Here is a 22,572-nt window from a genome sequence, read left to right on the forward strand (position 1 = left end):
TCTGGCAGGCTCGGATCACGAGGGGGACGAGGATGGACACAACTTCCGCCAGAGCCGCGGGGTCGCTGGTAGCGATGGCGGCGGGCGACGCGCTCGGGGCGCCGTACGAGTTCCGGCCGCCGCTGCCGGCGACGCAGCCGGTGGTGATGAGCGGGGGCGGGTCCTTCGGCTGGGAGCCGGGGGAGTGGACCGACGACACCTCCATGGCGGTTCCGCTGCTGGAGGCGGCCGAGAGCGCACACGCGGCGGGGCACGAGCTGCTCGACGGGCTCGACGACGTGGCCGGCGCCTGGTGCGACTGGGCGCTCACCGCCCCCGACGTCGGCTACCAAACCCGGGCCGTGCTCGGCGGCGCGTGGCAGGACGGCGACCTCACGGCCGACGCGCTGCAGCGAGGCGCACATGCCCTCTACCGCGCCACGGGGCGAGCCGGAGGCAACGGGTCGCTCATGCGCACCGCCCCGGTGGCGCTGGCCTACCTCGGGCGCCGCGACGACATCGCCGCCGCGGCCCGCGCCGTCAGCGACCTCACCCACGCGGAGCCCGACGCCGGCGACGCCTGCGTGCTGTGGTGCCTCGCCATCGACCACGCGATCGAGACGGGTGATCTCGACGTCCGCACGGGGCTCGACCACCTGCCGGGAGAGAGGCGGGACCGCTGGGCCTCGCTGATCGCCGAGGCGGAGGCGGTGCCGCCGGTGGGGTTCGAGAACAACGGGTGGGTGGTGCACGCCTTCCAGGCAGCGTGGTCGGCCATCTCTCGGACGCACGGGGACGACCACGTGCGTCGGGCTCTCGAGGCCGCCGTGCGGGCCGGGCGCGACACCGACACGGTCGCCTGCATCACCGGCCAGCTTGTGGGTGCGGCGTACGGCGTCGACGCCGTGCCCGGCGAGTGGGTGGAGATCCTGCACGGCTGGCCGGGCATCTCCGGCGTCGAGCTCGGGGAGCGGGCGGCCGCCCTGGTGGCCCCGTGACGCCGCGCCTGATCCCGCCCGATCCCGACTTCCGCTCGCCGGCGGAGCGCAAGCTGTGGCAGGCGCTGAAGTCGGCCCTGCCCCCGGAGGCGTTCCTTGCGGCGAACCTCCGGGTGAGCTCGCACGAGGACTTCTACGAGGCCGACCTGGTGGTGGGCCTGCCGGAGCAGGGCTTCGCCGTCATCGAGGTCAAGGGCGGCCGGGTGGCGCACACCGACTCGGGCTGGGTGCAGTACACCCGCGAGGGCGCGAAGGCGATCGACCCGGCGTACCAGGCCGACCGGGTCAAGCGGTGCCTGGACACCTACGTCCGCGGTCGGCACTGGACGCACGGCCCTCTGCGGTTCGAGCACCTCGTCGCCTTCCCGGATCAGGACTTCGACGCCGAGTCGCCGGCACCGGACCTGCCGCGCTGGCAGCTGATCGCGCAGAACGACCTCGAGGACGCCGCCGGCCGAGTGTGGGACGCGCTCGACAAGCGGCTCACCGACAAGAGGCGACCGTCGGCCGCCTGGGTCGCCGAGCTGGCCGACCTGCTCGGAGGGCGACCCGAGCCGGCTCGCGAGCTGCTGGGCACCGCCGTGGCGCGCGAGGAGCACGTGCGGCTGCTCACCGAGGCGCAGTACGCGGTGCTCGACAACCTCCGCGTGGCTCAGCGGGTGCAGGTCATCGGCGGCCCGGGCACGGGCAAGACCTGGCTCGCGATCGAGCAGGCCCGGCGATGGGCCGACGAGGGTCATCGGGTGCTGTTCGTGTGCTACTCCCGAGGCCTGGCCCAGTGGATCCAGCAGGCGATCGCCGCGCGCGGGCCGAAGGTGCAGCGACGCGTCGACGTCTCGACGTTCTCGGCGTACCTCGTGCGGCTCAGCGGCGCGCAGGTGCCCGAGGGCGCCGACCAGAGCTGGTGGGACACGGTGCTCCCCGAGCTCGCCGCGCCGCACATCACCGCCGACTACGACGCGATCGTCGTGGACGAGTCGCAGGACTTCGCCGGGGGATGGTGGCCGGTGCTGCTGTCGGCCTCGCGCGGGCGCCGGCTGTTCGTCGCCGGCGACCAGCACCAGACGGTGTTCGCCGGGCGCAACGGTGCCCCCGACGTCGAGCTGCTGCCCTTCGTGCTCAACGAGAACCTGCGCAACACCAGCCAGATCGTCTCGGTCTTCTCCCCGCTCTCGCCGGACAAGCAGCGGCACCGTGGCGGAGACGGCCCGCCTGTGCGCTTCGTCCCCTGCCGCACCGAGGAGGCGCACGACGTCGCCGATCGCGAGGCGGAACGGCTCATGGAGGCCGGCCACGAGCCTGGCCACATCGCCCTGCTTACCACGCAGCACCGGCACACCTACCAGCTCGGCCAGGAGGCCGAGCTGGGCAAGGACGGCTACTGGCAGACCTTCGGCCTCGGCGACGAGATCTTCTACGCCACCGTGATGGGCTTCAAGGGACTCGAACGCCCCGTGGTGGTGCTCGCCGTCGACGGCTTCCACGACGGCGTGGCCCGCGACGTCATGTACGCCGGTCTCTCCCGCGCCCGAGACGAGCTCGTCGTCGTGGGCGACCTCGATCTCATCCGAGAGACCTGCGGCGACGAGGTCTGCCGGCGCCTCATCCAGTGATAGGTGTTGGGTGTAGATGCCAAGCGGATCCGCCGCCACGAACCGCTCAAAATTGAGCGGAGAGCACACTCTCCTCGTCCGGGCGGTCGTCGCGGGGCGCGGATCGAGTTCGTGTTCCGAGCCAGAGGCGGTCCCTTGCGCGCGTCATAGCCACGAAGAGTTGGCGGCGCTGCAGCTCGGCGCGTTCCGCGTAGGTGGCGTCGCTCTCTCCCGCGCGCTGAGGTTCGACGGCGGCGTCGTGGTCCGGCAGGAAGACCGCGGCGAACTCGAGGCCCTTGGCGCGCTGATAGGTCCCGACCTTCACGGCGTCGACGGTGACGCCGTCGTAGTCGCTGAGGAGCACGGAGGGGACGCCGAGCCCGTACAGAAGGTCCCGCCACCGACGTGCCTGCACGTTGGAACGGACGAGCACGGCCATGTCGCCGCGCCGGTGCTCGCGGCCGGCCCAGCCCAGCGCTGAGTGCAGGGCCGCGACAAGGGACTGCTCGTCGTCGGCCCGGACCTCGAGCACTCGACCACCCGGCCGTGCCACCTCGACCTCGCGAGCTCCAGGCTCGGGCACGGCGTCGAGGTCGTCGAAGGCGTCCGACGAGAGGAGCTGCAGGGAGCGGCTGAGGATCTCGGCGCCGTTGCGGTAGTTCATGGAGAGGACGGCTGCTCTGCCACCGGGCACGTAGACGCCTGCTTCACGGAGGGTGAAACCGCCGGGGTAGACGGCCTGCTGTCCGTCGCCGACGAGAAGGAGGCCGTCGTCGGCGTCGCCCACGAGGGCGTGCAGGAGGCGCAGCCCCTGGCAGGTGAGGTCCTGCACCTCGTCGACGATCACCGACGTGTAGGCGGGGTCGATCGGCTCGGCGCGCACCGACGCCAACGCGGCGTCGATGACGTCGGCGAAGTCGATGAGTCCGCGCTCGGCGAGCGCCTGCTGGTAGCGCTGGTAGAGGGTCCACACCTGGCGTCTGGTCGGCTCCTGCAGCGGAGTGCGTCGGCCAACGCGGGTGAGCGCGAGGTACTCCGCCTCAGAGCGCAGGCCGCGCCCCTTGATGACGGCGTGGATCTCGTCCCACCAGTAGTCCTCGGAGTCGACGACGGAGAGCAGCGCCGCACGGTCCGCGGACCTGGTCCACACCTCGCGGAAGCAGCCACGTCCGCCGTTGGGTGCGATCTCCGCGGGCATCGCTCCGCGCCCGCGGAGGAGACGGGTCGCCCAGGCGTGCACGCCGACGAACTCGACGCGTGCGGCCTCCGCGGGCGCGAGCCGTGCGAACAAGCCCCGGTGCACCTGGGGGAGCGTGCGCACGAACGAGGTCACGAGCACCCTCGAGCCGGGACGCCGGGCCAGCAGTCGGGCCCGGTGCAGGGCGACGACGGTCTTGCCCGTGCCGGCCGCTCCGCGGATGCGGGCAGGCCCGTTGTAGGGGCGGGTCACCAGCTGCGCCTGGAGAGGGTGCAGCCATGTCATCCAGCTCTCGATCGGCTCGCGCTCGGCGGCCGCGATGAGCTCCTGCCAGACGTCCCCCTCGTCGAGCAGCGCCAACGGCTCGCCACCGGGTCGGTCGCCCCCGTGTGACGGAACCTCGCGTCGTACAGCGGGACCGCTGATGGTGCGCCGGTCGGGCGTCGCGCCTCGTGACGCAGGCGGACACGTCTTCTCGAGCGCGGTGACGACGGCGGCGATCTCATCCGTGCCCAGTCGCACTGGCAACCGGATCAGGCTGCGGTGGATGCTGCGCTCCCCGACGACATGCACGCCTCGAACGAGAACGGGTGCCAGCAGGCGACCGGCCAGCACGAGGAACGGCTCGACAGCCGCCGCCGAGAGCCCCGTGCCTGTCAACGCATGAGCGACGGCTTCGGCTTGGTCCCGCAGCGAGTCGAGCTGGTCGTCCTCGTTCGCGTCTCCGTTCCACAAGCTTCCCCGCTCGATCCGGGGATGTGCCCACTTCTTCGAGTCGAGCACGAGGACGCCGGGTGGTCCCACCAGGAGCAGATCGAGGTTGGCGTGCCGGCTCCCCGGCCACCGCCGATCGGCCAGGACGTGCCAGTCCGTGGAGCCGAGGTCGACGAGCACCTGCTCCACTCGATCGGCGACAGCGCGTTCGCCCTGTGCCCCGGCTCGGAAGCTCGCCGACCGGCGACGGAGGTCCCCGAGGATCTCGGTGAGGGTCCGCAACTGCCACTCGACGGCGTCGGCCAGCTCGTCGCTGAGCGCCGCCTGCTCCAACGCCGATCGACCAGCGTCGTTCGTCGCCATCATCGAGACCCCCGTCACCCTGTGGTCATCGGCCTCGAGAGTAGGTCCTTGAGCGTCCCTCGGTGGCAGCTTGCGGTTTGCGACAGGCCTAGAAGGCCGTCTGCGTCTGTCGCGGATAGTCCTGTAGGCGCGCTGCCCGTGGCTAAGCTGCCTACGTGCGGTACTGGTGGGTGAATCAGAACCAGACCTATCGCCATGAGGTCCCGGGCGGCTACCTCTGGTCGCCTGTGACGCGAGCAGATGGCGTTCGCAACTACTTCTACGACACGATGACGGAAGTCCAGCCCGGCGATGTCATCTACTCGTTCAGTGACACGTTCATCAAGGCCGTCGGGATCGCAACGAGTGCCGCCGAGCCGTCGGTCAAGCCCGACTTCGGCGGCGCCGGAGACAGCTGGGCGAACTATGGCTGGCTCGTTCAGGTCGAGTTTCAGGAGTTGGACAAGCCCATCCGACCCAAGGACCACATGGCCGTGCTAGCCCCGCTCCTGCCGTCCAAGTACGCACCACTTCAGGCGAACGGCAACGGCCTTCAAGGGGTCTACCTGACGGAGTTGCCCCTTCGGCTTGCGTCGGCGCTGGATGCCATGGTCGGCGAGCAGGCCCAACTCACAGCCAACGACGTCCTGGCAAAGCCGGATCCCCTTTCGTTGCTGGAGGTCGAGCTTGAATCGCTCATCGGCCGTGTCGACCTGCCTGCAACCGAGAAGCGACAGTTGATCAACGCACGTGTCGGGCAGGGTCTGTTCCGCAACAATGTGCGGCTCAATGAGCAGGCCTGTCGCGTAACCGGAGTGCGTCAGTTGCATCACTTACGGGCCAGCCACATCAAGCCCTGGCGCGAGTCAAGCGATGTAGAGAAGCTCCACGGCTGCAACGGTCTACTGTTGGCGCCGCACGTCGACCACTTGTTCGATCGCGGATTCATCTCGTTCGAAGGTGATGGCAGTCTGATCGTGAGCGAGGCGATGGAGCCGGAAGTCTTGGATGCCTGGGGCATCGCTGAGCTGCAAGCCCCCCGCGCGTTCAATGTGGATCAACGACACTTCCTCGAGTTCCACAGGAGTCAGGTGCTGATCGCCTGATGGCCTCGCGCACCGCGGTCACGTGCCAGAACGTGAAACGCCGACCGTGGGTGGTATTCGGACCTAAGCCACGGTCGGCGTTTCACGTTCTGGTCTGCCTCCGGCGAGGCAGTTCTAGGTCGTGGTGTGAGCGCCCTCGCTGGAGCGCAGGGCCCCGGACACGGTTCCGGGGTCGAGGTAGATCATCTGCTCGCGCTTGTGCACCGCGAGGGAGTGGATGATCCACAGGTCGATGGCGATGAGCGCCAGCGACGTGAACGGCTGCACCGGGATGAACAGGAAGCTCACGACGGCGGACACCGCGACGATGGCGATGCCGAGCCAGCGGGCCCACGTCGCTCCGGTGAGGACGGCCAGGCCGGCCGCGAAGAGGATCACGCCGACGACGAGGTGCGTCCAGCCCCACGTGGTGGGGTTCAGCGTGATCCAGTAGTCGGACGGCACCACGAAGAAGGTGCTCTTGGTGATCCCGGCGATGCCCTGCAGCGCACTCATGGCGCCACCGACCATCATGAGGACCGACGCGAACACGGCGCCGCCGGTGCCGCGCTCACTGAGGCGTTCGCTTGCGTGCATGGACATCGTCCACGCCTCCTCCTGCGCCACGCGCTCCACCGGCTCGGGTGGTCGATGGCGACGCGGCGCCTGAAGGCACCGTGTCCCTCGCGGGTCATCAGGTCCGGCCGTCGAGGGGGCGGGCAGGCCACGCGGTGAAGGACCGCGCGACCAGCGCACCAGGTTCCTCCGTCGCCAGTATGCGCCGTTCGGGTGACCCACTGCCACCGCGGCGAGCGTCAGCCGGTGGCCACTCGGCGTCCGACGTCGCGGCCCAGGCGCACGAGCCACACCACCACTGCGATGCCGCCTCCGACGATGGCGATCCACAGCAGCACGCGGGTGAGCGCGGCGTAGTCGATGGAGTACGCCGTGAAGTCGAACGGGAAGGTCTCGAGCAGCTGCCAGCCGACCACCACGGTGAACACCGCGCTCACGAGCTGGCCGGCGTCCACGAGCCACGGCGGGTCGTGCACGAGGGTGACGACGTTGACCGCGACCGCGACCCACATCGACAGGTTCACCAGCGGCAGCACGTCGGTGAACGATGGCGTGAGGAACGGGACCACATCCCAACCGGGGCGGATGTTCACCAGGAACAGCAGCACGAGGTTCACCGCCACCGCGACGACGTAGCCGAACCGCCGCGATGCTCCGCTGCGCTGGGTGGTGCCGGTGGTGGTCTCGTCCATGGTGGAACCTCGATCCACCGTCCACGCTACTGCGGTCGTGCGGCCCGTCGCCGCGCGAGCAGCCGCGACGTTCCCCGTGGTCGACGTCGCCCTGCGCCTGCGAAGCCGTGGCGTTCGGACGAGACTGGACGGCGTTCCCGCTGGAGCAGGTGGTCGCATGCGCGCGTGGGTGGTCGACGTCCCGGGACCGATCGCCGGTGGTCCGGTGGTCCCGGTCGACCGGGCCGACCCGGTGCCCGGCCCCGGCCAGGTGAGGGTGCGGATCGAGGTCTGCGGCGTGTGCCGCACCGACCTGCACCTCGCCGAGGGCGACCTGCCGCCCCGGCGGCACGGGGTCGTGCCCGGGCACGAGATCGTCGGCCACGTCGACGCCCTGGGCGAGGGCGCACAGCGCTTCGCCGAGGGCGACGGCGTGGGCGTCGCGTGGCTCGCCCGCACCGACGGCACCTGCCGGTTCTGCCTCACCGGCCGCGAGAACCTGTGCCTGCAGCCCACGTTCACCGGCTGGGACGTCGACGGCGGCTACGCCCAGCTGTGCGTCGTCGACGAGCGGTTCGCCTACGCCGTGCCCGACGACCTCGACGCGCAGGCGACCGCGCCGCTGCTGTGCGCCGGCATCATCGGCTACCGCTCGCTGCGCGCCAGCGCTGTACGGCCCGGGGGAGTGCTCGGCATCTACGGCTTCGGCGGCTCGGCCCACATCACCGCGCAGGTGGCCCTCGCCGAGGGCATGCGGGTGCACGTGCTCACCCGGGGCGAGGCCAACCAGGAGCTCGCCCGCGAGCTCGGCGCGCACTCCGTGGGCGGAGCCACCGACGAGCCGCCCGAGCCGCTCGACGGCGCGATCCTCTTCGCGCCCGCGGGCGAGCTGGTGCCCGTCGCGCTACGCGCCCTCGACCGCGGCGGCACCCTCGCCTGCGCCGGCATCTGGCTCTCGGACATCCCCTCGCTGAACTACGACCGCGACCTGTTCCAGGAGCGACGCCTGCGCAGCGTCACCGCCAACACCCGCGAGGACGGCGAGGAGCTGCTGCGCCTCGCCGCGCAGTACGGCGTCCGCACCACGACCACGCCCTACCCGTTCGACCATGCCGACCAGGCCCTCGCCGACCTGGCTGCGGGAACCTTCAGCGGAGCCGCAGTCCTGCAGGTCGGCAAGTAGGGAGTGACCGCCCCTCGTGCGCGTCACGGAGGGCGATCACGCTCGTCACGAAGCCTGGGAAAGCAGCCAGACCCCAGCGTCGCGGCGAGTGGCGAACACGTCGCGCGGCTGGGGCCCGTCGCGTAGCAGAAATACGCGCCACACCTTTCCCTCACGACGGACGACGCCGAGCGGTTCCGCCTTCGCCGGCGAGGTGACGAGGTACGCGTCAAGGAACGAGACCATGTCTCCAGCATCTGGGGCCGGACCTTCACGGGCAAGGGGCAGTCATCCAAACGCGAGGTGGTCGCGGCAGGTGGCGCCACGACGGACCCGGTCGGCAGTCGATGGGGGCGATGGCGAACAGCACGCGAGATGAGTTGCGACCGACGGGTCAGCCACCTCGCTAGCCGCGACTGCCGGGGGCGCGGGTGGGACACTGGGCGTGTGTGGTGGGACTGACGGAACGACCCGGACGACGGCCTCCGGCCGCCTGGGACGTACGACCCTGATCGACACCGTCGTACGCCGGGAATCCTGTGCCGCCGTTGGCATCCCGCCGCGCGACCTGCGCTGGTGCCGCGCCCGCCCTGCTCACCGTTACGCCGTCGTCCTGGCCTGCCGGCCGTCGGCCACGGTGGTGTGCGCGGAGTCCCGATGCCGGCGTCGAGTCCCCTACGTCGTCACCCGTGAGGAGGGATCGGCATGAGCATCGAGCAGCTCGAACGCATGCGCAGCGGACACGGCTTCATCGCGGCTCTCGACCAGAGCGGTGGCAGCACGCCGCATGCCCTGGAGTGCTACGGCATCCCGTCGACGGCGTACGCCGACGAGGCCGCGATGTTCGACCTGGTGCACGAGATGCGCACCCGGATCATGACCAGCCCGGTGTTCACCGGCGAGCGGATCCTCGGCGCGATCCTGTTCCTGGACACGATGCGGCGCACTGTGGCCGGGATGGGAGCGGCCGAGTACCTGTGGCAGGTCAAGCACGTGGTGCCGTTCCTCAAGGTCGACCTCGGCCTGGAGGGCGAGCGGCACGGGGCGAAGCTGATGAAGCCGATCCCCGACCTCGACGCGACGCTGGCCGAGGCGGTCGGCCACGGCGTGTTCGGCACCAAGCTGCGCTCGGTGATCCGGCTGGCCGACCGCACGGGCGTGGAGGCCGTCGTCGACCAGCAGCTCGACCTCGCGCAGCGCATCCTCGACGCCGGTCTCGTCCCCATCATCGAGCCGGAGATCGACATCCACAGCGCGCAGAAGGAGGCCGCGGAGGACCTGCTCCGCGAGTCGCTGCTGCACCACCTCGACCGGATCCCCGAGGGCCAGCAGGTGATGCTCAAGCTCACCCTGCCGGAGGAGAACGGCTTCCACACCAAGCTCGTCGAGCACCCGCGCGTGCTGCGCGTGGCCGCGCTGTCCGGCGGCTACCCGCGGGCCGAGGCCGTCGAGCGCCTGGCTGACCAGCCCGGCGTGATCGCCAGCTTCTCCCGCGCGCTCACCGAGGGCCTCACCGCCCAGCAGAGCCAGGCGGACTTCGACCACATGCTCGACGCCTCCATCGCGAGCATCTACCGCGCGTCGACCACCTGACCCCTCACGTCCCCGGGCCGACGGCTGCCCCCGCTCCGGCCCGGGGACCCGTCTGCCCGCTCTGTCGCGGGCGTAACCCGGGGGGACGCCGGATCGCCCGGACGCCGACGCGCTCGCGGCCGTGGCCGCACGCGCATCCAGCGTCGCCGCCACCACACCCACGCGACGCCGGACGGCCGACGGCGGCATAGTCGGGCCATGGCCCCGCGCTACGTCGCCGCCGTCGGACCGTCGGCCGCCTCCGCCTCCGAGCTCGAGCACGCCCGCGCGGTCGGCCGGCTGCTCGCGGAGGCCGGGTGCGTGGTGGTGACCGGGGGAGGCGACGGCGTGATGGGCGCGGCCGCCACCGGGGCGACCGCGGCCGGCGGCACCGCCGTCGGGCTGCTGCCCGGGCTCGACCGCGAGGCGGGCCACCCCGCGCACACCGTGCTGGTCGCCACCGGCCTGGGCGAGCTGCGCAACGGGCTCGTCGTGCGGGCCGCCGACGCCGTCATCGCCGTGGGCGGCAGCTGGGGCACGGCGAGCGAGATCGCGCTGGCGGTGCGCACCGGCGTGCCCGTGGTGGTGCTGGCCGGCTGGCCGCTGCCCGGCGCGCCGGCGCCCGACCCCGCAGCCGCACCGGTGGCCGCGACCACGCCGGAGGACGCCGTGGCGCAGGCCCTCGACCGCGCACGTCGTTCCGGCTGAGCCCAGACCCAGCGTGCACAGGGCTCGGGCCAGGACCTGCCCGACGTCCGGCAGGACCGACGTACGCACGCTGGACATCCACGCGGGCACGCGGCCGCGCGAACCGGGTGCCCGTCGAGGACTCGCCTACGTCGCGGCGGCGTGCAGGATCGCGGTGACGTCGTCGTCGGTCGTGGGGGTGAAGTCGCGGTAGTGGTAGCCCACCGCCTCGAAGTCGCGCGGCAGGGCGACGGCGACGAACCGGTCGGCCTCGGGGAACTCCTCCGGCGCCGACGACGGCGCCACCGGCGTCGCCAGCACCACGCGCGCTGCACCGAGCTCGCGGGCGACCTGGCAGGCGGCGCGTGCGGTGGCACCCGTGGCGATCCCGTCGTCGACGACGACCGCCGTGCGGCCGGACAGGTCGTGCGGGGGCAGCTCGCGCCGCCACCGGCCGACGCGCTGCTGCACCTCGGTGCGCTCGCGCAGCTCGATCGCGGCGACCTCGTCCTGGCTCACGCCCATCTGCGTCACGATGCGCTCGTCGAGCACCGTGACGCCGCCCTCGCCCACGGCGCCCATGGCAAGCTCCGGGCGCCACGGCACCCCGAGCTTGCGCACCACGATCACGTCGAGCGGGGCGCCGAGGGCCCGCGCCACCTCGGCCGCGACCGGCACGCCGCCGCGCGGGATGCCGAGCACCACGGTGCCCTCGCCGCGCTCGCCCTCGAGCAGCGGTGCGAGCCGGCGTCCCGCGTCCACGCGGTCGGTGAACCGCACCCGTCCATCCTCGCCCGATCGCTCGCGCGATGCCGGTCCGGCGCCGGATCGGGCACCGCAGGCCTCGGCGGACGCGGAAGATCACGGTCGCGCTAGGTTCCTCGGGTTCGCGGCGTCGGGAAAAGTCGAACACCGGCGACCCGGTTCGTGCACAGGGTGACACCCCCACCCAGCCAGGAGGCCGCCATGCGCATCACCGTCCACGCCTTCCTCACCCTCGACGGCGTCGTGCAGGGCCCGGGCGCGCCCGACGAGGACCCCAGCGGCGGCTTCACCGCCGGCGGGTGGCTCGTGCCCTACGCGGACGACGACATGGGCGAGATCGTCGACGGCTGGTTCCACGGCACCGACGCCCTGCTCTACGGCCGCACGACCTACCAGATCATGGCCGCGTTCTGGCCGCAGGTGACCGACCCGGACAACCTCGTGGCCCGCGTGCTCAACGAGGGCACCAAGTACGTCGTCACCAGCACCCTCGCCGACGCCGACTGGGGACCCACCACGATCCTGCGCAGCCTGGACGACGTGCGCCGGCTGCGCGAGCAGGACGGCGGCGAGCTCCAGGTGCACGGCAGCGCCGGGCTCGCGGCCTCGCTGCACGCGGCCGGCCTCGTGGACGAGTACCGCCTCATCACGTTCCCGGTCACTGTCGGCGCGGGCAAGCGGCTCTTCCCCGTCGACGCGCCGCCGCGCGGCTTCGAGCTGCTCGCCACCCGCACCACGAGCACCGGCGCCGTCTACACCGCGCTGCGCCCCACCGCCTACGCCGGTGCCGGCAGCTTCGGCGTCGTCGACGGCCGGGAGACGATCGACCGCGGCTGACGGCGGCTCGACGGGCAACGGCGTCCGCCACCCGCCTAGCGTGGACGTGGACGCGAGCCGTCGCCGCTCGCACCGCCGCGAGTGACGGCTCGCCCGAGGGGATCGTGGATCCCGGGGAGGCGGGCACGAGCATGACCGAGAAGTGGGAGAGCCGGGACACGTCGCGCACGCCCATGCGCGGCGGGGGAGGGAGCCCGGTGTACGGGCTCGGCATGATCGGCGCGCTGGTCTACTTCTGGAAGCGCGCCGAGGGTGGCAAGGGCAAGGCCGCCGCGGTCGGCAAGTCCGTGGTGTGGCCGGCGTTCCTCGTCCACGACCTGCTGCGCCACCTCGAGGGCTGAGCACCGCGTCGGCGCCCGGAGATGGGCGCGCGCCGGGCTCAGGTGACGACGATCTCCTGCCACATGCCGTCGGCGTAGTGGTTGGACTTGTTGCACACCAGCTCGTAGCGGCCGGGCGCGAGGTCGAGCGTGACCCAGCCGACGGTGCCCGCGGTGAGGCCGTCGCCCGCGCCCTGCGCGCACGGCGCGGACGACTCGCCGAGGCTGTCCGACTCGTCCACCGTGCCGTCGGGCCCCGGCACGCGGCTGCCCGCCGCCTGCCCGGCCGCGAGCGGCAGCACCACGAGCTCGTGCGCGCGCCAGCCGACGTTCTCGGCCACGAACGACACCTGCCCGGCCGGCACCGACACCGGGGTCGCGCGCAGCATCATCGGGACGCCGAGCGGGGCGGGATCGGTGGTGAGGCCGCGCATGCCCATGTCGCCGAGCACGACGGTGACCGTGGTGCCCGGCAGCGACGCGGGCGCCGAGCAGGTGAGCGTGGTGCGCATCATCGTGCCGGACCCCATGCCCGAGCCCATCCCCGCGCCCATGCCCGTTCCCGAGCCCATCATCGATCCGGGCCCGACCGCGCTGCCGTCGGTCGTGCCGGACCCGCCCATCATGGCGCCGCCGTGCCCGGCGACGTTCACGGTGGTGCAGCCCGCCAGAGCCAGCGGGACGACGGCGAGCAGGGCGACGACGGCAGTACGCGTGCGGGTCACCCGTCCAGTAGAGGACGGCCCGACGGGCGAGTCCACACGGGGCCGCGCCGGCGCGGCGACACCCCGGTGAGGCTGCTCACACCCGCGCCGGGCGCACCGTGCGGGTCAGCCGGTCGGGGTGCCGATCCCGCCCGTCACCTCGCCCCGCGGCTCGGGCGCCTTCGTGCCGTCGGCGTACGCCGCGATGAACTGCGCCAGGCGCGGGTCCGACGCGGAATCCAGCTGGAGCTGCACGCCCCACGCCGTCGCCTCGACCGGTGCCGGCTGCCCGGGGTAGGGGGACACCACGGCGTAGGGCTGCCCCTTCACGGCGGCCTTGATGATCGCGATCTGGTCGGCTGCGAGCCCCGGCTGGTAGGTGATCCAGAACCCGCCGTGCTCGAGCGTGTGGACGGCGTTCACGTCCGGCACGGGCGAGTCGTAGATGCCGGCGTTGAGCCACACCGGGGAGTGGTCGCCACCCACCGGCGGCTTCTGCGCGTAGGTCACCGGGCCGTCGACGTGGTTGCGCGACTCGTCCGGGTAGGTCGTGAGCCCCGCGATGGCCGACGTCGACGGCGACGCCGTGGGGGTCGCATCGCCGCTGCCCGCCGCACGGACACCCCACGCGACCGCACCGACGACGAGCAGCGCACCCACGACGGTGACGGCGACGACGGTCGTCCGCCGCTGGCGCTCGGCGCGCACGTCAGCCGCCCTCAGCTCGGCAGCCTTCGCCTTCGTCGACCGCTCCGGGGGCTTGCTCATCGTGTGCTCTCCCTGCTCGTCCCGACCGTTGCGTCACCGGGCATCCGCCGTCTCCCGACGAGATCGCCCGAGGGGGACTGCCACCCGCTCACGCCCGCCGCAGCGCGACCCACGTGAAGGGTTGCACCGCGCCGCTCGGGGTGAGGTGCTCCTCGCGGCGTGTCTCCAGCACCTCGAACCCCGGGCCGAGCGCCGCGACCAGCTCGTCCGGCGAGTACCGGGCCACCGGCAGGCCCGAGCACTGGGCGGGGCCGTCGTCGGCGAAGGTCCCCACGAGCACGACGGCGCCCGGCGCGAGGGCCCGGCCGAGCAGCTCGCGGTAGCGGAGCCGGTCGGGCTCCTCGACCAGGAAGTGGAACACCGCCCGGTCGTGCCAGACGGCGTACTGCCGGTCCGGCTCCCAGGTGAGCAGGTCGTGGACGACCCAGTGCACGTGCGCGTCCGCCCCCACGCGAGCCCGCGCCCTCGCGAGGGCGACCTCGGAGATGTCGAGCACCGTCACGTCCTGCCGGCCGTCGGCGACGAGGTGGTCGACGAGCCGTCCCGATCCGCCGCCGATGTCGATGACGGCGGCGGTCCGGTCGGGGACGGCGGCGGCCAGCAGCGCGAGCGAGACGTCCGGCCGCACCTGGAACCAGCTCACCTCGTCGTCGGCCGACGTCGCGTAACGCCGGTCCCAGTGCTGCTGACGCTGCTCGGTCGCGGGCCCGCTCTGCTCGTCCACGCGCCCAGTGTCCACGCCCGCCCCGTGCGCCCGCCCGCCCACGCGGCTCAGTCGCCCGGTGGCGCCGAGGGGGCGGCGTCGCGCGCGAGCAGCCAGGCGTGCGCGGCCGCGGCCAGCGCCACGACGACGACCGCCAGGGCGAGGGCACCGACGACGTCGGTGAGCCAGTGCGCGCCGGCGACGAGCCGGTCGACGCCCACCACGGTGGACGCCGCGGCCGCGAGCAGCACCCCGGCCACGCGGGCGCGCCGGCCGAGGTGGCGCCAGGCCAGCAGGAGCGCGACGAACGCGACGGTCGTGATCACCAGCACGTGGCCGGACGGGAACGACGGCTCGGTCTCGGGCGCCAGGTTGATCGGCGCGGCGGGGCGTGCCCGGTGCTCGCCGTACTTGGCCGCGCCGCCGAGGGCGTAGGCGAGCACCACGCTCGCGCCGAGCACCAGCGCCTCGCGGCGTCGGCCGCGCCACGCGAGCAGCAGCACTGCGACGGCGACGGCGGCCACCAGCACGGCCGGCGAGGTCACCTTCGCGAGCAGCAGCGCGACGTCGCCCTCGACCAGCGTGCGGTGCGCGGCGACCCACAGCGCGACCGGACGGTCGACCACGGTGAGGCCGTCGTGCTCGCCGACGGCGTCGCACAGCACGGCGAAGACCAGCCCCGCGGCCGCGGCGACGGCGGCGAACGGGAGCAGCGCCCGCGCGACGCCGATCTGCGCGGTCATCCGGGACCACGCGACGGTCGTGTGCGGCACGCTGCCTCCTCACCTCGGGGCCGTCAGGCTACGTCAGCATCCGGAGGTCGCCGCTCGCCCGCGCACCCCGGCGCGTCGGCCCGCCGACCACCTGCGGGAACCGTCCCGCCGGCCGCTCGGACGCCGGGATCCCGCTCTCCCGTGCGGCGAACGGGTGACGGCCCGGCCAGATCCGGGCCGTTCTTGTCCGTTCCTTGGGTCAGCCCCGCCCGGGCCCGCGACGACGGACTCGTAGCGTGAACTCAGTCGATCCTCAGGAGGACCACATGCGCGCCACCCGCTACCGCAACGCCAAGGTCGTGCTGCCCGTGGCCGTCGCCACCGTCGTCCTGTGCGGCACCGCCGCGATGGCGGCCACCGGAGTCGGCAGCGGCCTCGGCGACGACCAGCCCAGCACGGTGCAGCCCACCACCTCCGCCACGGTGCTCATCGACGACTCCGACGACGACTCGACGCCCGCCCCGGCGACCTCGACGTCCGCCGCGAGCACGACCGCCCCGCAGCACCACGAGACCGAGTCGCCCGAGCCCTCGGAGACCCCCGAGTCGCACGCCCCCCGGCCGAGCACCTCGGCGTCGTCCTACGACGACGACGGCGACGACGCCTACGACGACGAGCAGGGCGACGACAACGACGACCACGGCGGCATGCAGCAGGGGTCGACGCAGGGCGGCTACACCCAGGACGGCTCCCACCACGACGACTCGCACGGCGACTCGCACGGCGGCTGGGGCGGCGAGGACGACTGACGCCTCGCCCGCGCGTCGGGTCGCGAGGGGCGGCCCGACGCGTCACCAGCCCTGGGCGCGCAGCCAGCGCAGGATCGGCGGGCCGGAGACCCCAGGCTCGATGAGGCTCAGGTGCGTCTGGCCCGGCAGCACCTGCAGCTGGACGTCGTAGCCGCCGGCGCGCAGGGCGTCGGCGAAGTCGCGCGACTGGCTCACCGGCACCACGGCGTCGTCGTCGCCGTGCAGCAGCAGCACGCGCAGGCCGTGGGGGGCGAAGCCCGAGGTGACGTAGTACGTCGGGTCGCCGGAGTCCCACTCCTGCGCGGCGTCGAGCGGTGCGGAGCCGAACCAGTCCTGCATCGCGTAGGCGAAGCTGCGCACGTCGTACACCCCGGCGAGGCCGACGACGCCGTCGACGTGCGGCATCGGATCGGCGCACGGCGCGGTGAGCGCGCCGTCGGAGACGCCGACCAGCATCGCGAGATGGCCGCCCGCGGAGTGGCCCACGAGCACCACGTGCGCGGGCACGTAGCCGGCGTCCTTCACCTGCGCCGCGGCCCAGGCCACGGAGCACTCCACGTCGTGCACGGTCGTGGGGAAGCCGACTCCGTCCCTGAGCGCGCGGTACTCCGTGGCCACCACGGCGTAGCCGGCGCCCTCGAGGGTGCGTGCGAGCGGCAGCAGGCCGCTGCGGTCGTGCGTGTCCCAGCCACCGCCCGGCACGAGCACCACGAGCGTGACCGACGCGCCGGGGGCCGGCGTCCGCGCGGGGAGCAGCACGTCCGCGCTCGCGGCCGGGTCGAACGCCGCGGCCGCCGCGGACGACGCCGGCGTCCCCGACGCAGATCCGCTGCTCGCGGCGGATCCGCACGCGGCCAGCAGCGCGGCGACGGCGAGCGCCGCGAGGGCGCCCGCGGCCCTCGTCCGGGAGCGGGGGAGCACGGTCACCATCGTGCCGCGAGACCGCCCTCTTGACGCGGCCGACGGTCGGTCGCAGCGGCCCGGTCGGCGCCTGCTCGCCACGACGAGCGACGCCGCGGGCACGCCGTGCAGGGACGGGCAGGACGCCGCTGACGGCAGACCGGGAACGGCCCGGTCACGTGCGGGTCACGGCCTCGCCGCGGCGGGCAACGGCCGAGCCGCGCGAGGAGACTTTCGTCCTGAGGACACCCTTTCGACCGTGACCCCGCCGGGTGGTACCTCGACCCCACGGGGCGTGCACGACTGCGCTACTGGGACGGCCGCGCGCTGACCGACTGGGTCAGCGACGACGGCGTCACCCGCCTCGACCCGCGCCCTGCCGGACCGCGACCCATCACCGCCGCGGACACCGACGCGCTCGCCTTCGTCCGCGAGGTGTACCTCCCCGCGGCGCGCGAGCACCTCTATCTGCCTCCCCCCGAGTTCGACGCGCTGCTGCTGGAGGCGTGGCGGCTCCAGGACCTGGCCGTGGCGCCCGTGCCGGCACCCGCTCTGGCCACGGCTGCGGCCACGACAGCCGCGGCCACCGTCGCGCCGGCGGCGGCACCCGTGGGTCCGAGCCGCGGAGCATGGCCGGCACCGCGGCCTGCGGTCCCGGCCACGACGCCGGCGGCCGGCTGGACGCAGCCGCGCACGACGACGGCCCCGGCCCCCACGCCGAGCCGCTTCTCCCGGTGGTGGGACCGGCTGACCGACGCCGTCGGCTCCGACCTCGCCGCGCACGGGCTCGCCTACATCGGCGTGCTGCTGCTGTTCGTCGGCGTCTTCGGCCTCGTCGCCTTCGCGTTCGGCGACGTGTCCGAGGGCGTGCGGCCGGTGGCCGAGCTCGGCATCGTGCGCGCACCGTTCGCGGCGTCGTGGATGCTGCTGCGCCGCGGCGCGGAGATCGCCGGGCGCGCGCTCGAGCTCGCGGGCGGCCTCCTGCTGCCCGTGATGCTCGCGACGTCGATGCTCGACGGCGTCGCCGTGCCGCCGGACCCGTCGGGGACGACGCTCGTGGTGGCGCTCACGGCCGAGGCCGCGCTCACCTCGCTCGGGTACTGGTGGTGGAGCCGCCGGCACCACGACTCCGCGCTGCGCTTCCTGGTCGCCCCGGTGGCCTGGCTCGCCGTCGGCTTCGCCGTCACCGGCGCGGGGCGGGAGATCCCGGCCGGCCGCGACGTCGCGTCCATCACGGCCTGGCAGGTCGCGGCGATGTCGGCCGCGGTCGTCGTCACCCTGGCCTGGGCGCGGTGGCGCCCGTCGGCCGCGCTCTCCGGGCCGAGCATCACCTCGAGCCGCGTGGGTGCCGTGGTGCTGGCACTGCTCGCGCTGCTCACCTGGGTGTCCGAGGGCTGGCCGACGGGCCCGGTGCTCGTCGCCGGGACGGCCCTGCTGCTCGTGCTCGAGCTGCTGCGCGGCCACGTGCCGCGGCTCGTCGTGGGCGTCGGCGCTCCGCTCTGGTGGGCCGTGACGTCGATGGCGCTGGTGATCGCGCTCGGCTCGGACGCAGGCGGGATCGCCCTGGCCGCAACGGTTTCCGCGGCAGGCTTCCTGGTGCTGCTCGATCTCGTGGCCGTGCTCGGCGCGACCTGGCTCGAGCTGACCCTGCCCGCCGTGGGCCTGGTCGTGGCGCTGTCGCTCTCCGGGGTGTCGGCCGGCTGGGCGCTCGTGGCTACCGCCGTGGTGGCCGGCTGGGCGCACGTGCGCCGCGTGATCGGCTGGATCCGCACCCGGGTGCCGCAGCCGGTGCGCGACCTCGCCGCGGTGATGTTCAGCGTGTGGGCGCTGGTCGAGGTCGCCGCCGTGACGACGGACGGGCCGCTGACGCTGCTGATCGGCACCGTGGCCGTCGTCGGCGCGCTGCTGCCGATCCGGGTCCCCGTCGTGCGGCGCGCGGTGTCCGCGTCGTCGGGTGACGGGTTCTGGCTCTACTGGTGGGACGCCGGCACCGTCGCGGCGTCGGCCGCCGCCCTGCTCGTCGCCACGGTCGGCCGGCCGGCGACGTCGACGGGCGAGTGGCTGCTCGTCGCGTCCGCGGCCCTGCTCACCGTGGGCGTGGTGATCGGACCGATCCCGGCGTCGTGGCGGGTGTGGCCGAGCAGCACGCTCGGCGCGCTCACCTGGCTGACCCTCGTCGCAGCCCTCGGCCTCGGCGACCTCACGCGCGACACGGTGCTGCTCGCCGCCTCGGCGCTCGGCGTCGTCGCGGCGCATCTCCGTCCCGCGCTCGTGGGGCGGTGGTCGTCCGCCTCCGCGGTGGCGGGGGCCGGCTACGTCGTGGCCCTGCTGGCGCTCGGCCTCACGCAGTCCGAGGTGCTCGGCGCGGTGGCGCTCGGGGTGCTGCTCGCGGAGTGGCTGCTGACCCTCGTGCTGGCCGAGGTGCGGTCCTCGCCGTTCGTCGACGACGCGGTGCGCCTCGCCGGCGGTGCCGCGCACTACCTCGCGCCGTCCCTCGTCGGGCTGCTCGTGCCGGTGACGGCCTTCGCCGCGCTCGACGCGGCGCAGGTCGCGACCGTGCCCTGGCTCGTCGGCGTGCTCCCGGTCGTGTCCGTGGCGTACGCCGCGTGCGCGTGGCTGCCGGCGTCGGCCGCGCTGCGCAGGACGCTGGCCTGGAGCGCGCTGCTCGCCGCGGTGCTGGGCGAGGCCGGTCTGGTGCTCCAGACCGAGGACCTCGGCCGGGCGCTGGGCCTGGCTGCCCTCGTGGCCGGCGTGCTGGTGCTGCCGCGCGCGCTTCGCTCGGTGGTCCATGTGTGGACCGCGTGGGTGGCCGTCCCGCCCGCTCTCGTGCTCGGGACGCGGGCGGCGTCGACCGGCTTCGCGGGCCTGGACACCGTGCTCCAGCTCGCCGCGTCGGCAGTGGTGATCGGCGGCGCGATGCTGGTGCTGGCCTACGGGACCGGCGCGCTGCTGGACCGCTGGACCCCGATGCTCGTGCCTGCCCGGCACTGGCTGTGGCCGCCCGCCGCCCTCGGCGGCGTGCAGCTGGCGCTGGGCACGCTGCTCGCGCTCGGGCTGGATGCGGAGCCGGCCGCCCGGCTGCTGCTCGCCTCCGGGCTCGTGGTCGCCCTGCGGGCGGCGCTGTCGCGCGCCTGGGCGCTGCTCGGCGTCGCGGTGCTGGTGCTCGGGGCGGCCGCGTGGGTCGCCTGGGAGTGGCTGGCCACTGCTCCGTGGGTGTGGCTGGGTGTCGCGGTCGCGCTGCTCGGCTGCGCGGAGGCTGCGGCCCGCGTCGTCGCCGACCGGCACTGGTGGGCCCGGGCCGACGTCGCGATGTTCTCCGCGGCGCACCTCGCGGCGCTGATCGCGCTGGGCACGGTCGCCGGCGGGACGCAGGCCGGTGAGGTGCTCGTGGCCACCGGCGTGCTGGCCCTCGCCGTGGCCGCCCGCCTGCGGGCTCGGACCGCCGCCCTGGCCGTCTACGGCACGCTCGGCACCGTCGCCGTGGTGGGGGGCGCGGGCCTGGTGGGGCCAGGCTGGCTCGCCCTCGCGCTCGCGGTGCTCGCCCTCGCACTCGGGGTGCTCGCGACCAGACCGCGGGCGCAGGTGGTGCGCGGCGAGCTCACCGCCGCCTCCGCGGCTGCGGCACTCGGGGCGTGGGCGTCGCTCCTGGTGTGGCTCGAGCTCGCGCCCGGCACCGCGGTCGACGTCACGGTGGGCGCGGCGGCCGTCGCGCTCGTGGTGGTCACCGCGCTGCTGCGACTCGGGGTGGGCACACGGCAGGACGCGCTGGTGCGCGGTGGGGCCGCGCTGGCCGCGCTGGTGCTCGCACCCGCCGTGCCCGCCCTCGTCGGGGCCACCTCGGAGCTCGCGCTGCTCTCGTGGTGGACCGTCGCGTCGCTCGCGGTCGCGGCGTGCTGCCTCGCCGTGGCGGCGACGGTGATCGGCTCGGCCGTCCTGCGCTACGGCACCGCGGCCCTGCTCGGTCTCGCCCTGGCGGAGGGGGTCGTCGTCGCCGGGGCCACTCCCGCGCAGCAGGTGATCGCCCTGGCGGTGGTGACGGCCGTGGCGTCGGTCGGGGTGCTGGTGCGCGACGCGCGGCTCGCCCCCTGGCGGCCGGTGCTCGTGACCGCGGGCGGCGCGTCCGCCGCGGCCGGGGTGCTCGTGGCCTTCGCGGCGCTGCCGGACTCCGCGCTCTTCGCGACCGCGTGGCTCGTGGCCGCGGCGTACCTGCTGGTGACCGGCACCGCGCTGCATGCCGTGGTGCTCCAGGCGTTCGCGCCGGTGACCGCCTGCGTCGCGTGGCTGTCGTGGGCGGCGGGCGCGCTCGACGGCAACCCGCAGTGGTTCGCCGTGCCCTCCGCGCTCGCACTGTTCGCCTCGCTCGGCCTCGTGCGCAGGGACCGGCGCTCGCGCGGCCTGCCGGCGTCCAACGCCGCCATGGTGCTGATGGAGACGATCGGCGTCGTGGTGCTGGTGGGGCCGTCGTTCGTGCAGACGTTCACGGACTCGATCGCCTACGCCGTGCTCGCCGCGGGCCTCGGCGTCGCTGTGGTGGTGTGGGGCGTGCTGACGCAGGTGCGGCGGCGGCTGCTCGGCGGCAGCGCGGTGGTGCTGCTCGCCCTGCTGCTGCTCGTGGCCGTGCCGCTGGCGCGGCTGCTGCCGGCGTGGAGCGGCGCGATGCTGTGGGTGGCGCTCGCCTGCGTGGGCCTGGTGGCCATCCTGGCCGCGACGCTGCTGGAGAAGGGCCGGGCGGTGGTGCGGCGCGGCCTCGGCCAGCTGCACGAGCTCACCAGCGAGTGGGAGTGAGCCCGTCGCTCGGGCTCCTTCCCGGGCCGGACGGCGGGACCATGGTGGGGGACCGGGTTCTCACCCGCCGTCCGGCGGGCGGTTGCGAGAGGAGAGGACAGGAGGGTCACCCATGACGACTCTCGAGAAGTACGACCGGCTGGGCATCGACGACCTGCTGCGGTCCACGTGGCCGTTCAGCGCGATCGCCCTGGACCTGCCGGTCCGCGACGTGCTCTCGATGCGCGTCGAGGAGTACACCGACGGCGACACGCTCGTCGTCAAGGCCGAGCTGCCCGGCGTCGACCCCGACGAGGACGTCGAGATCACCGTCGAGGGCGGGCTGCTCACCATCGAGGCCGAGCGCCGCGAGGAGAAGACCGAGGGCGAGCAGGGCAAGCCCGGCTACCGCAGCGAGTTCCGCTACGGGTCCATGCGCCGGGTGCTGCGCCTGCCCGACGGCGCGCAGGAGGACGCCGTGACGGCGACGTACGCCGACGGCATCCTCGAGGTGCGCGTGCCGGTCGGCGCCGCCGAGGCGGCACCGACGAGGATCCCGGTGGCCCGGGGCTGACCCGGGTCGCCCACGGCCGGAGCCCCGTCGGCTCCGGCCGTCCCGCACGTTACTGCCGCAATGACCGGATCCGGCGCGATTCTCCGTGCTTTCGGGCAGTAACGACGGGGCCTCGGGGGCGTGGGTCGTCAGGCCGCGG

Annotated in this window: 21 protein-coding genes; 11 read left to right on the forward strand and 10 right to left on the reverse strand. The window is 73.9% G+C overall.

What is annotated here, in order from left to right; translation table 11 throughout:
* Positions 1-32 precede the first annotated feature (32 nt).
* Entirely contained in the window at positions 33-977 is a 945-nt protein-coding gene (locus GC157_09980) for an ADP-ribosylglycohydrolase family protein (protein MBI1377794.1), read from the forward strand.
* Entirely contained in the window at positions 746-2,590 is a 1,845-nt protein-coding gene (locus GC157_09985) for an AAA family ATPase (GenBank protein MBI1377795.1), read from the forward strand. Before GC157_09980 ends, GC157_09985 begins: the two co-directional genes overlap by 232 nt.
* A 46-nt stretch (positions 2,591-2,636) precedes the next feature.
* On the opposite strand, the gene GC157_09990 is transcribed toward GC157_09985, so the two are convergent.
* Positions 2,637-4,847, reverse strand: a complete 2,211-nt coding sequence (locus GC157_09990) for an AAA family ATPase (GenBank protein MBI1377796.1) — start codon at positions 4,845-4,847, stop codon at positions 2,637-2,639.
* A 152-nt stretch (positions 4,848-4,999) separates the two neighbouring features.
* On the opposite strand from GC157_09990, the gene GC157_09995 reads away from it, so the two are divergent.
* On the forward strand, positions 5,000-5,929 hold the full coding sequence (locus GC157_09995; GenBank protein ID MBI1377797.1) for an HNH endonuclease: 930 nt from the start codon (positions 5,000-5,002) through the stop codon (positions 5,927-5,929).
* 114 nt (positions 5,930-6,043) lie between these two features.
* Here the strand turns inward: GC157_09995 and GC157_10000 are convergent, their stop codons facing one another.
* Both GC157_10000 and GC157_10005 read right to left on the reverse strand, forming a co-directional pair.
* Positions 6,044-6,511, reverse strand: coding sequence for a hypothetical protein (locus GC157_10000; protein MBI1377798.1), 468 nt, complete (start codon positions 6,509-6,511; stop codon positions 6,044-6,046).
* 212 nt (positions 6,512-6,723) lie between these two features.
* Positions 6,724-7,176, reverse strand: a complete 453-nt coding sequence (locus GC157_10005; GenBank protein ID MBI1377799.1) for a hypothetical protein — start codon at positions 7,174-7,176, stop codon at positions 6,724-6,726.
* Positions 7,177-7,333: 157 nt separating this feature from the next.
* Here GC157_10005 and GC157_10010 point away from each other — a divergent pair, with 157 nt between their 5' ends.
* Positions 7,334-8,338 (forward strand): zinc-binding alcohol dehydrogenase family protein, encoded by a 1,005-nt coding sequence (locus GC157_10010; GenBank protein MBI1377800.1) that lies wholly within the window; start codon positions 7,334-7,336, stop codon positions 8,336-8,338.
* A 45-nt stretch (positions 8,339-8,383) separates the two neighbouring features.
* Here GC157_10010 and GC157_10015 read toward each other — a convergent pair whose 3' ends face one another.
* The gene (locus GC157_10015) at positions 8,384-8,563 is read right to left on the reverse strand and encodes a hypothetical protein (protein MBI1377801.1); all 180 of its coding nucleotides are present in this window, start codon (positions 8,561-8,563) and stop codon (positions 8,384-8,386) included.
* 459 nt (positions 8,564-9,022) lie between these two features.
* Here GC157_10015 and GC157_10020 point away from each other — a divergent pair, with 459 nt between their 5' ends.
* Both GC157_10020 and GC157_10025 read left to right on the forward strand, forming a co-directional pair.
* Positions 9,023-9,910, forward strand: a complete 888-nt coding sequence (locus GC157_10020) for a fructose bisphosphate aldolase (protein ID MBI1377802.1) — start codon at positions 9,023-9,025, stop codon at positions 9,908-9,910.
* A gap of 198 nt (positions 9,911-10,108) precedes the next feature.
* Entirely contained in the window at positions 10,109-10,597 is a 489-nt protein-coding gene (locus GC157_10025) for a TIGR00725 family protein (protein MBI1377803.1), read from the forward strand.
* 126 nt (positions 10,598-10,723) lie between these two features.
* Here GC157_10025 and GC157_10030 read toward each other — a convergent pair whose 3' ends face one another.
* The gene (locus tag GC157_10030; protein MBI1377804.1) at positions 10,724-11,356 is read right to left on the reverse strand and encodes a hypothetical protein; all 633 of its coding nucleotides are present in this window, start codon (positions 11,354-11,356) and stop codon (positions 10,724-10,726) included.
* A 186-nt stretch (positions 11,357-11,542) separates the two neighbouring features.
* Between GC157_10030 and GC157_10035 the strand changes: the two genes are divergently transcribed.
* On the forward strand, positions 11,543-12,178 hold the full coding sequence (locus tag GC157_10035; GenBank protein MBI1377805.1) for a dihydrofolate reductase: 636 nt from the start codon (positions 11,543-11,545) through the stop codon (positions 12,176-12,178).
* A 131-nt stretch (positions 12,179-12,309) separates the two neighbouring features.
* The gene (locus GC157_10040; GenBank protein MBI1377806.1) at positions 12,310-12,519 is read left to right on the forward strand and encodes a hypothetical protein; all 210 of its coding nucleotides are present in this window, start codon (positions 12,310-12,312) and stop codon (positions 12,517-12,519) included.
* Between the two features lie 38 nt (positions 12,520-12,557).
* Here GC157_10040 and GC157_10045 read toward each other — a convergent pair whose 3' ends face one another.
* The 4 genes from GC157_10045 to GC157_10060 all read right to left on the reverse strand — a co-directional run bounded on the left by GC157_10045 (position 12,558) and on the right by GC157_10060 (position 15,446).
* Positions 12,558-13,223 (reverse strand): hypothetical protein, encoded by a 666-nt coding sequence (locus tag GC157_10045; protein MBI1377807.1) that lies wholly within the window; start codon positions 13,221-13,223, stop codon positions 12,558-12,560.
* Between the two features lie 105 nt (positions 13,224-13,328).
* Complete coding sequence (locus tag GC157_10050; protein MBI1377808.1) at positions 13,329-13,970, reverse strand: DUF3105 domain-containing protein; 642 nt, start codon at positions 13,968-13,970, stop codon at positions 13,329-13,331.
* A gap of 88 nt (positions 13,971-14,058) precedes the next feature.
* Positions 14,059-14,694 carry a methyltransferase domain-containing protein gene (locus GC157_10055; protein MBI1377809.1) on the reverse strand — a complete coding sequence of 212 codons (636 nt, stop codon included), beginning with the start codon at positions 14,692-14,694 and terminating at the stop codon, positions 14,059-14,061.
* Between the two features lie 47 nt (positions 14,695-14,741).
* A complete protein-coding gene (locus GC157_10060; GenBank protein ID MBI1377810.1) occupies positions 14,742-15,446 on the reverse strand; it encodes a phosphatase PAP2 family protein in 705 nt (234 codons plus the stop codon).
* A 266-nt stretch (positions 15,447-15,712) separates the two neighbouring features.
* Here GC157_10060 and GC157_10065 point away from each other — a divergent pair, with 266 nt between their 5' ends.
* Positions 15,713-16,195: a hypothetical protein gene (locus tag GC157_10065; GenBank protein MBI1377811.1), complete on the forward strand. Its 483-nt coding sequence runs from the start codon at positions 15,713-15,715 to the stop codon at positions 16,193-16,195.
* Between the two features lie 42 nt (positions 16,196-16,237).
* Here the strand turns inward: GC157_10065 and GC157_10070 are convergent, their stop codons facing one another.
* Positions 16,238-17,116 (reverse strand): alpha/beta fold hydrolase, encoded by an 879-nt coding sequence (locus GC157_10070; protein ID MBI1377812.1) that lies wholly within the window; start codon positions 17,114-17,116, stop codon positions 16,238-16,240.
* A gap of 414 nt (positions 17,117-17,530) precedes the next feature.
* Here GC157_10070 and GC157_10075 point away from each other — a divergent pair, with 414 nt between their 5' ends.
* Positions 17,531-21,880: a hypothetical protein gene (locus tag GC157_10075; protein ID MBI1377813.1), complete on the forward strand. Its 4,350-nt coding sequence runs from the start codon at positions 17,531-17,533 to the stop codon at positions 21,878-21,880.
* Between the two features lie 112 nt (positions 21,881-21,992).
* A complete protein-coding gene (locus tag GC157_10080; GenBank protein ID MBI1377814.1) occupies positions 21,993-22,433 on the forward strand; it encodes an Hsp20 family protein in 441 nt (146 codons plus the stop codon).
* The last annotated feature ends 139 nt before the right edge of the window (positions 22,434-22,572 follow it).

This window comes from Frankiales bacterium (genome assembly GCA_016125335.1).
In the GTDB taxonomy this organism is placed as follows: Bacteria; Actinomycetota; Actinomycetes; order S36-B12; family CAIYMF01; genus Longivirga.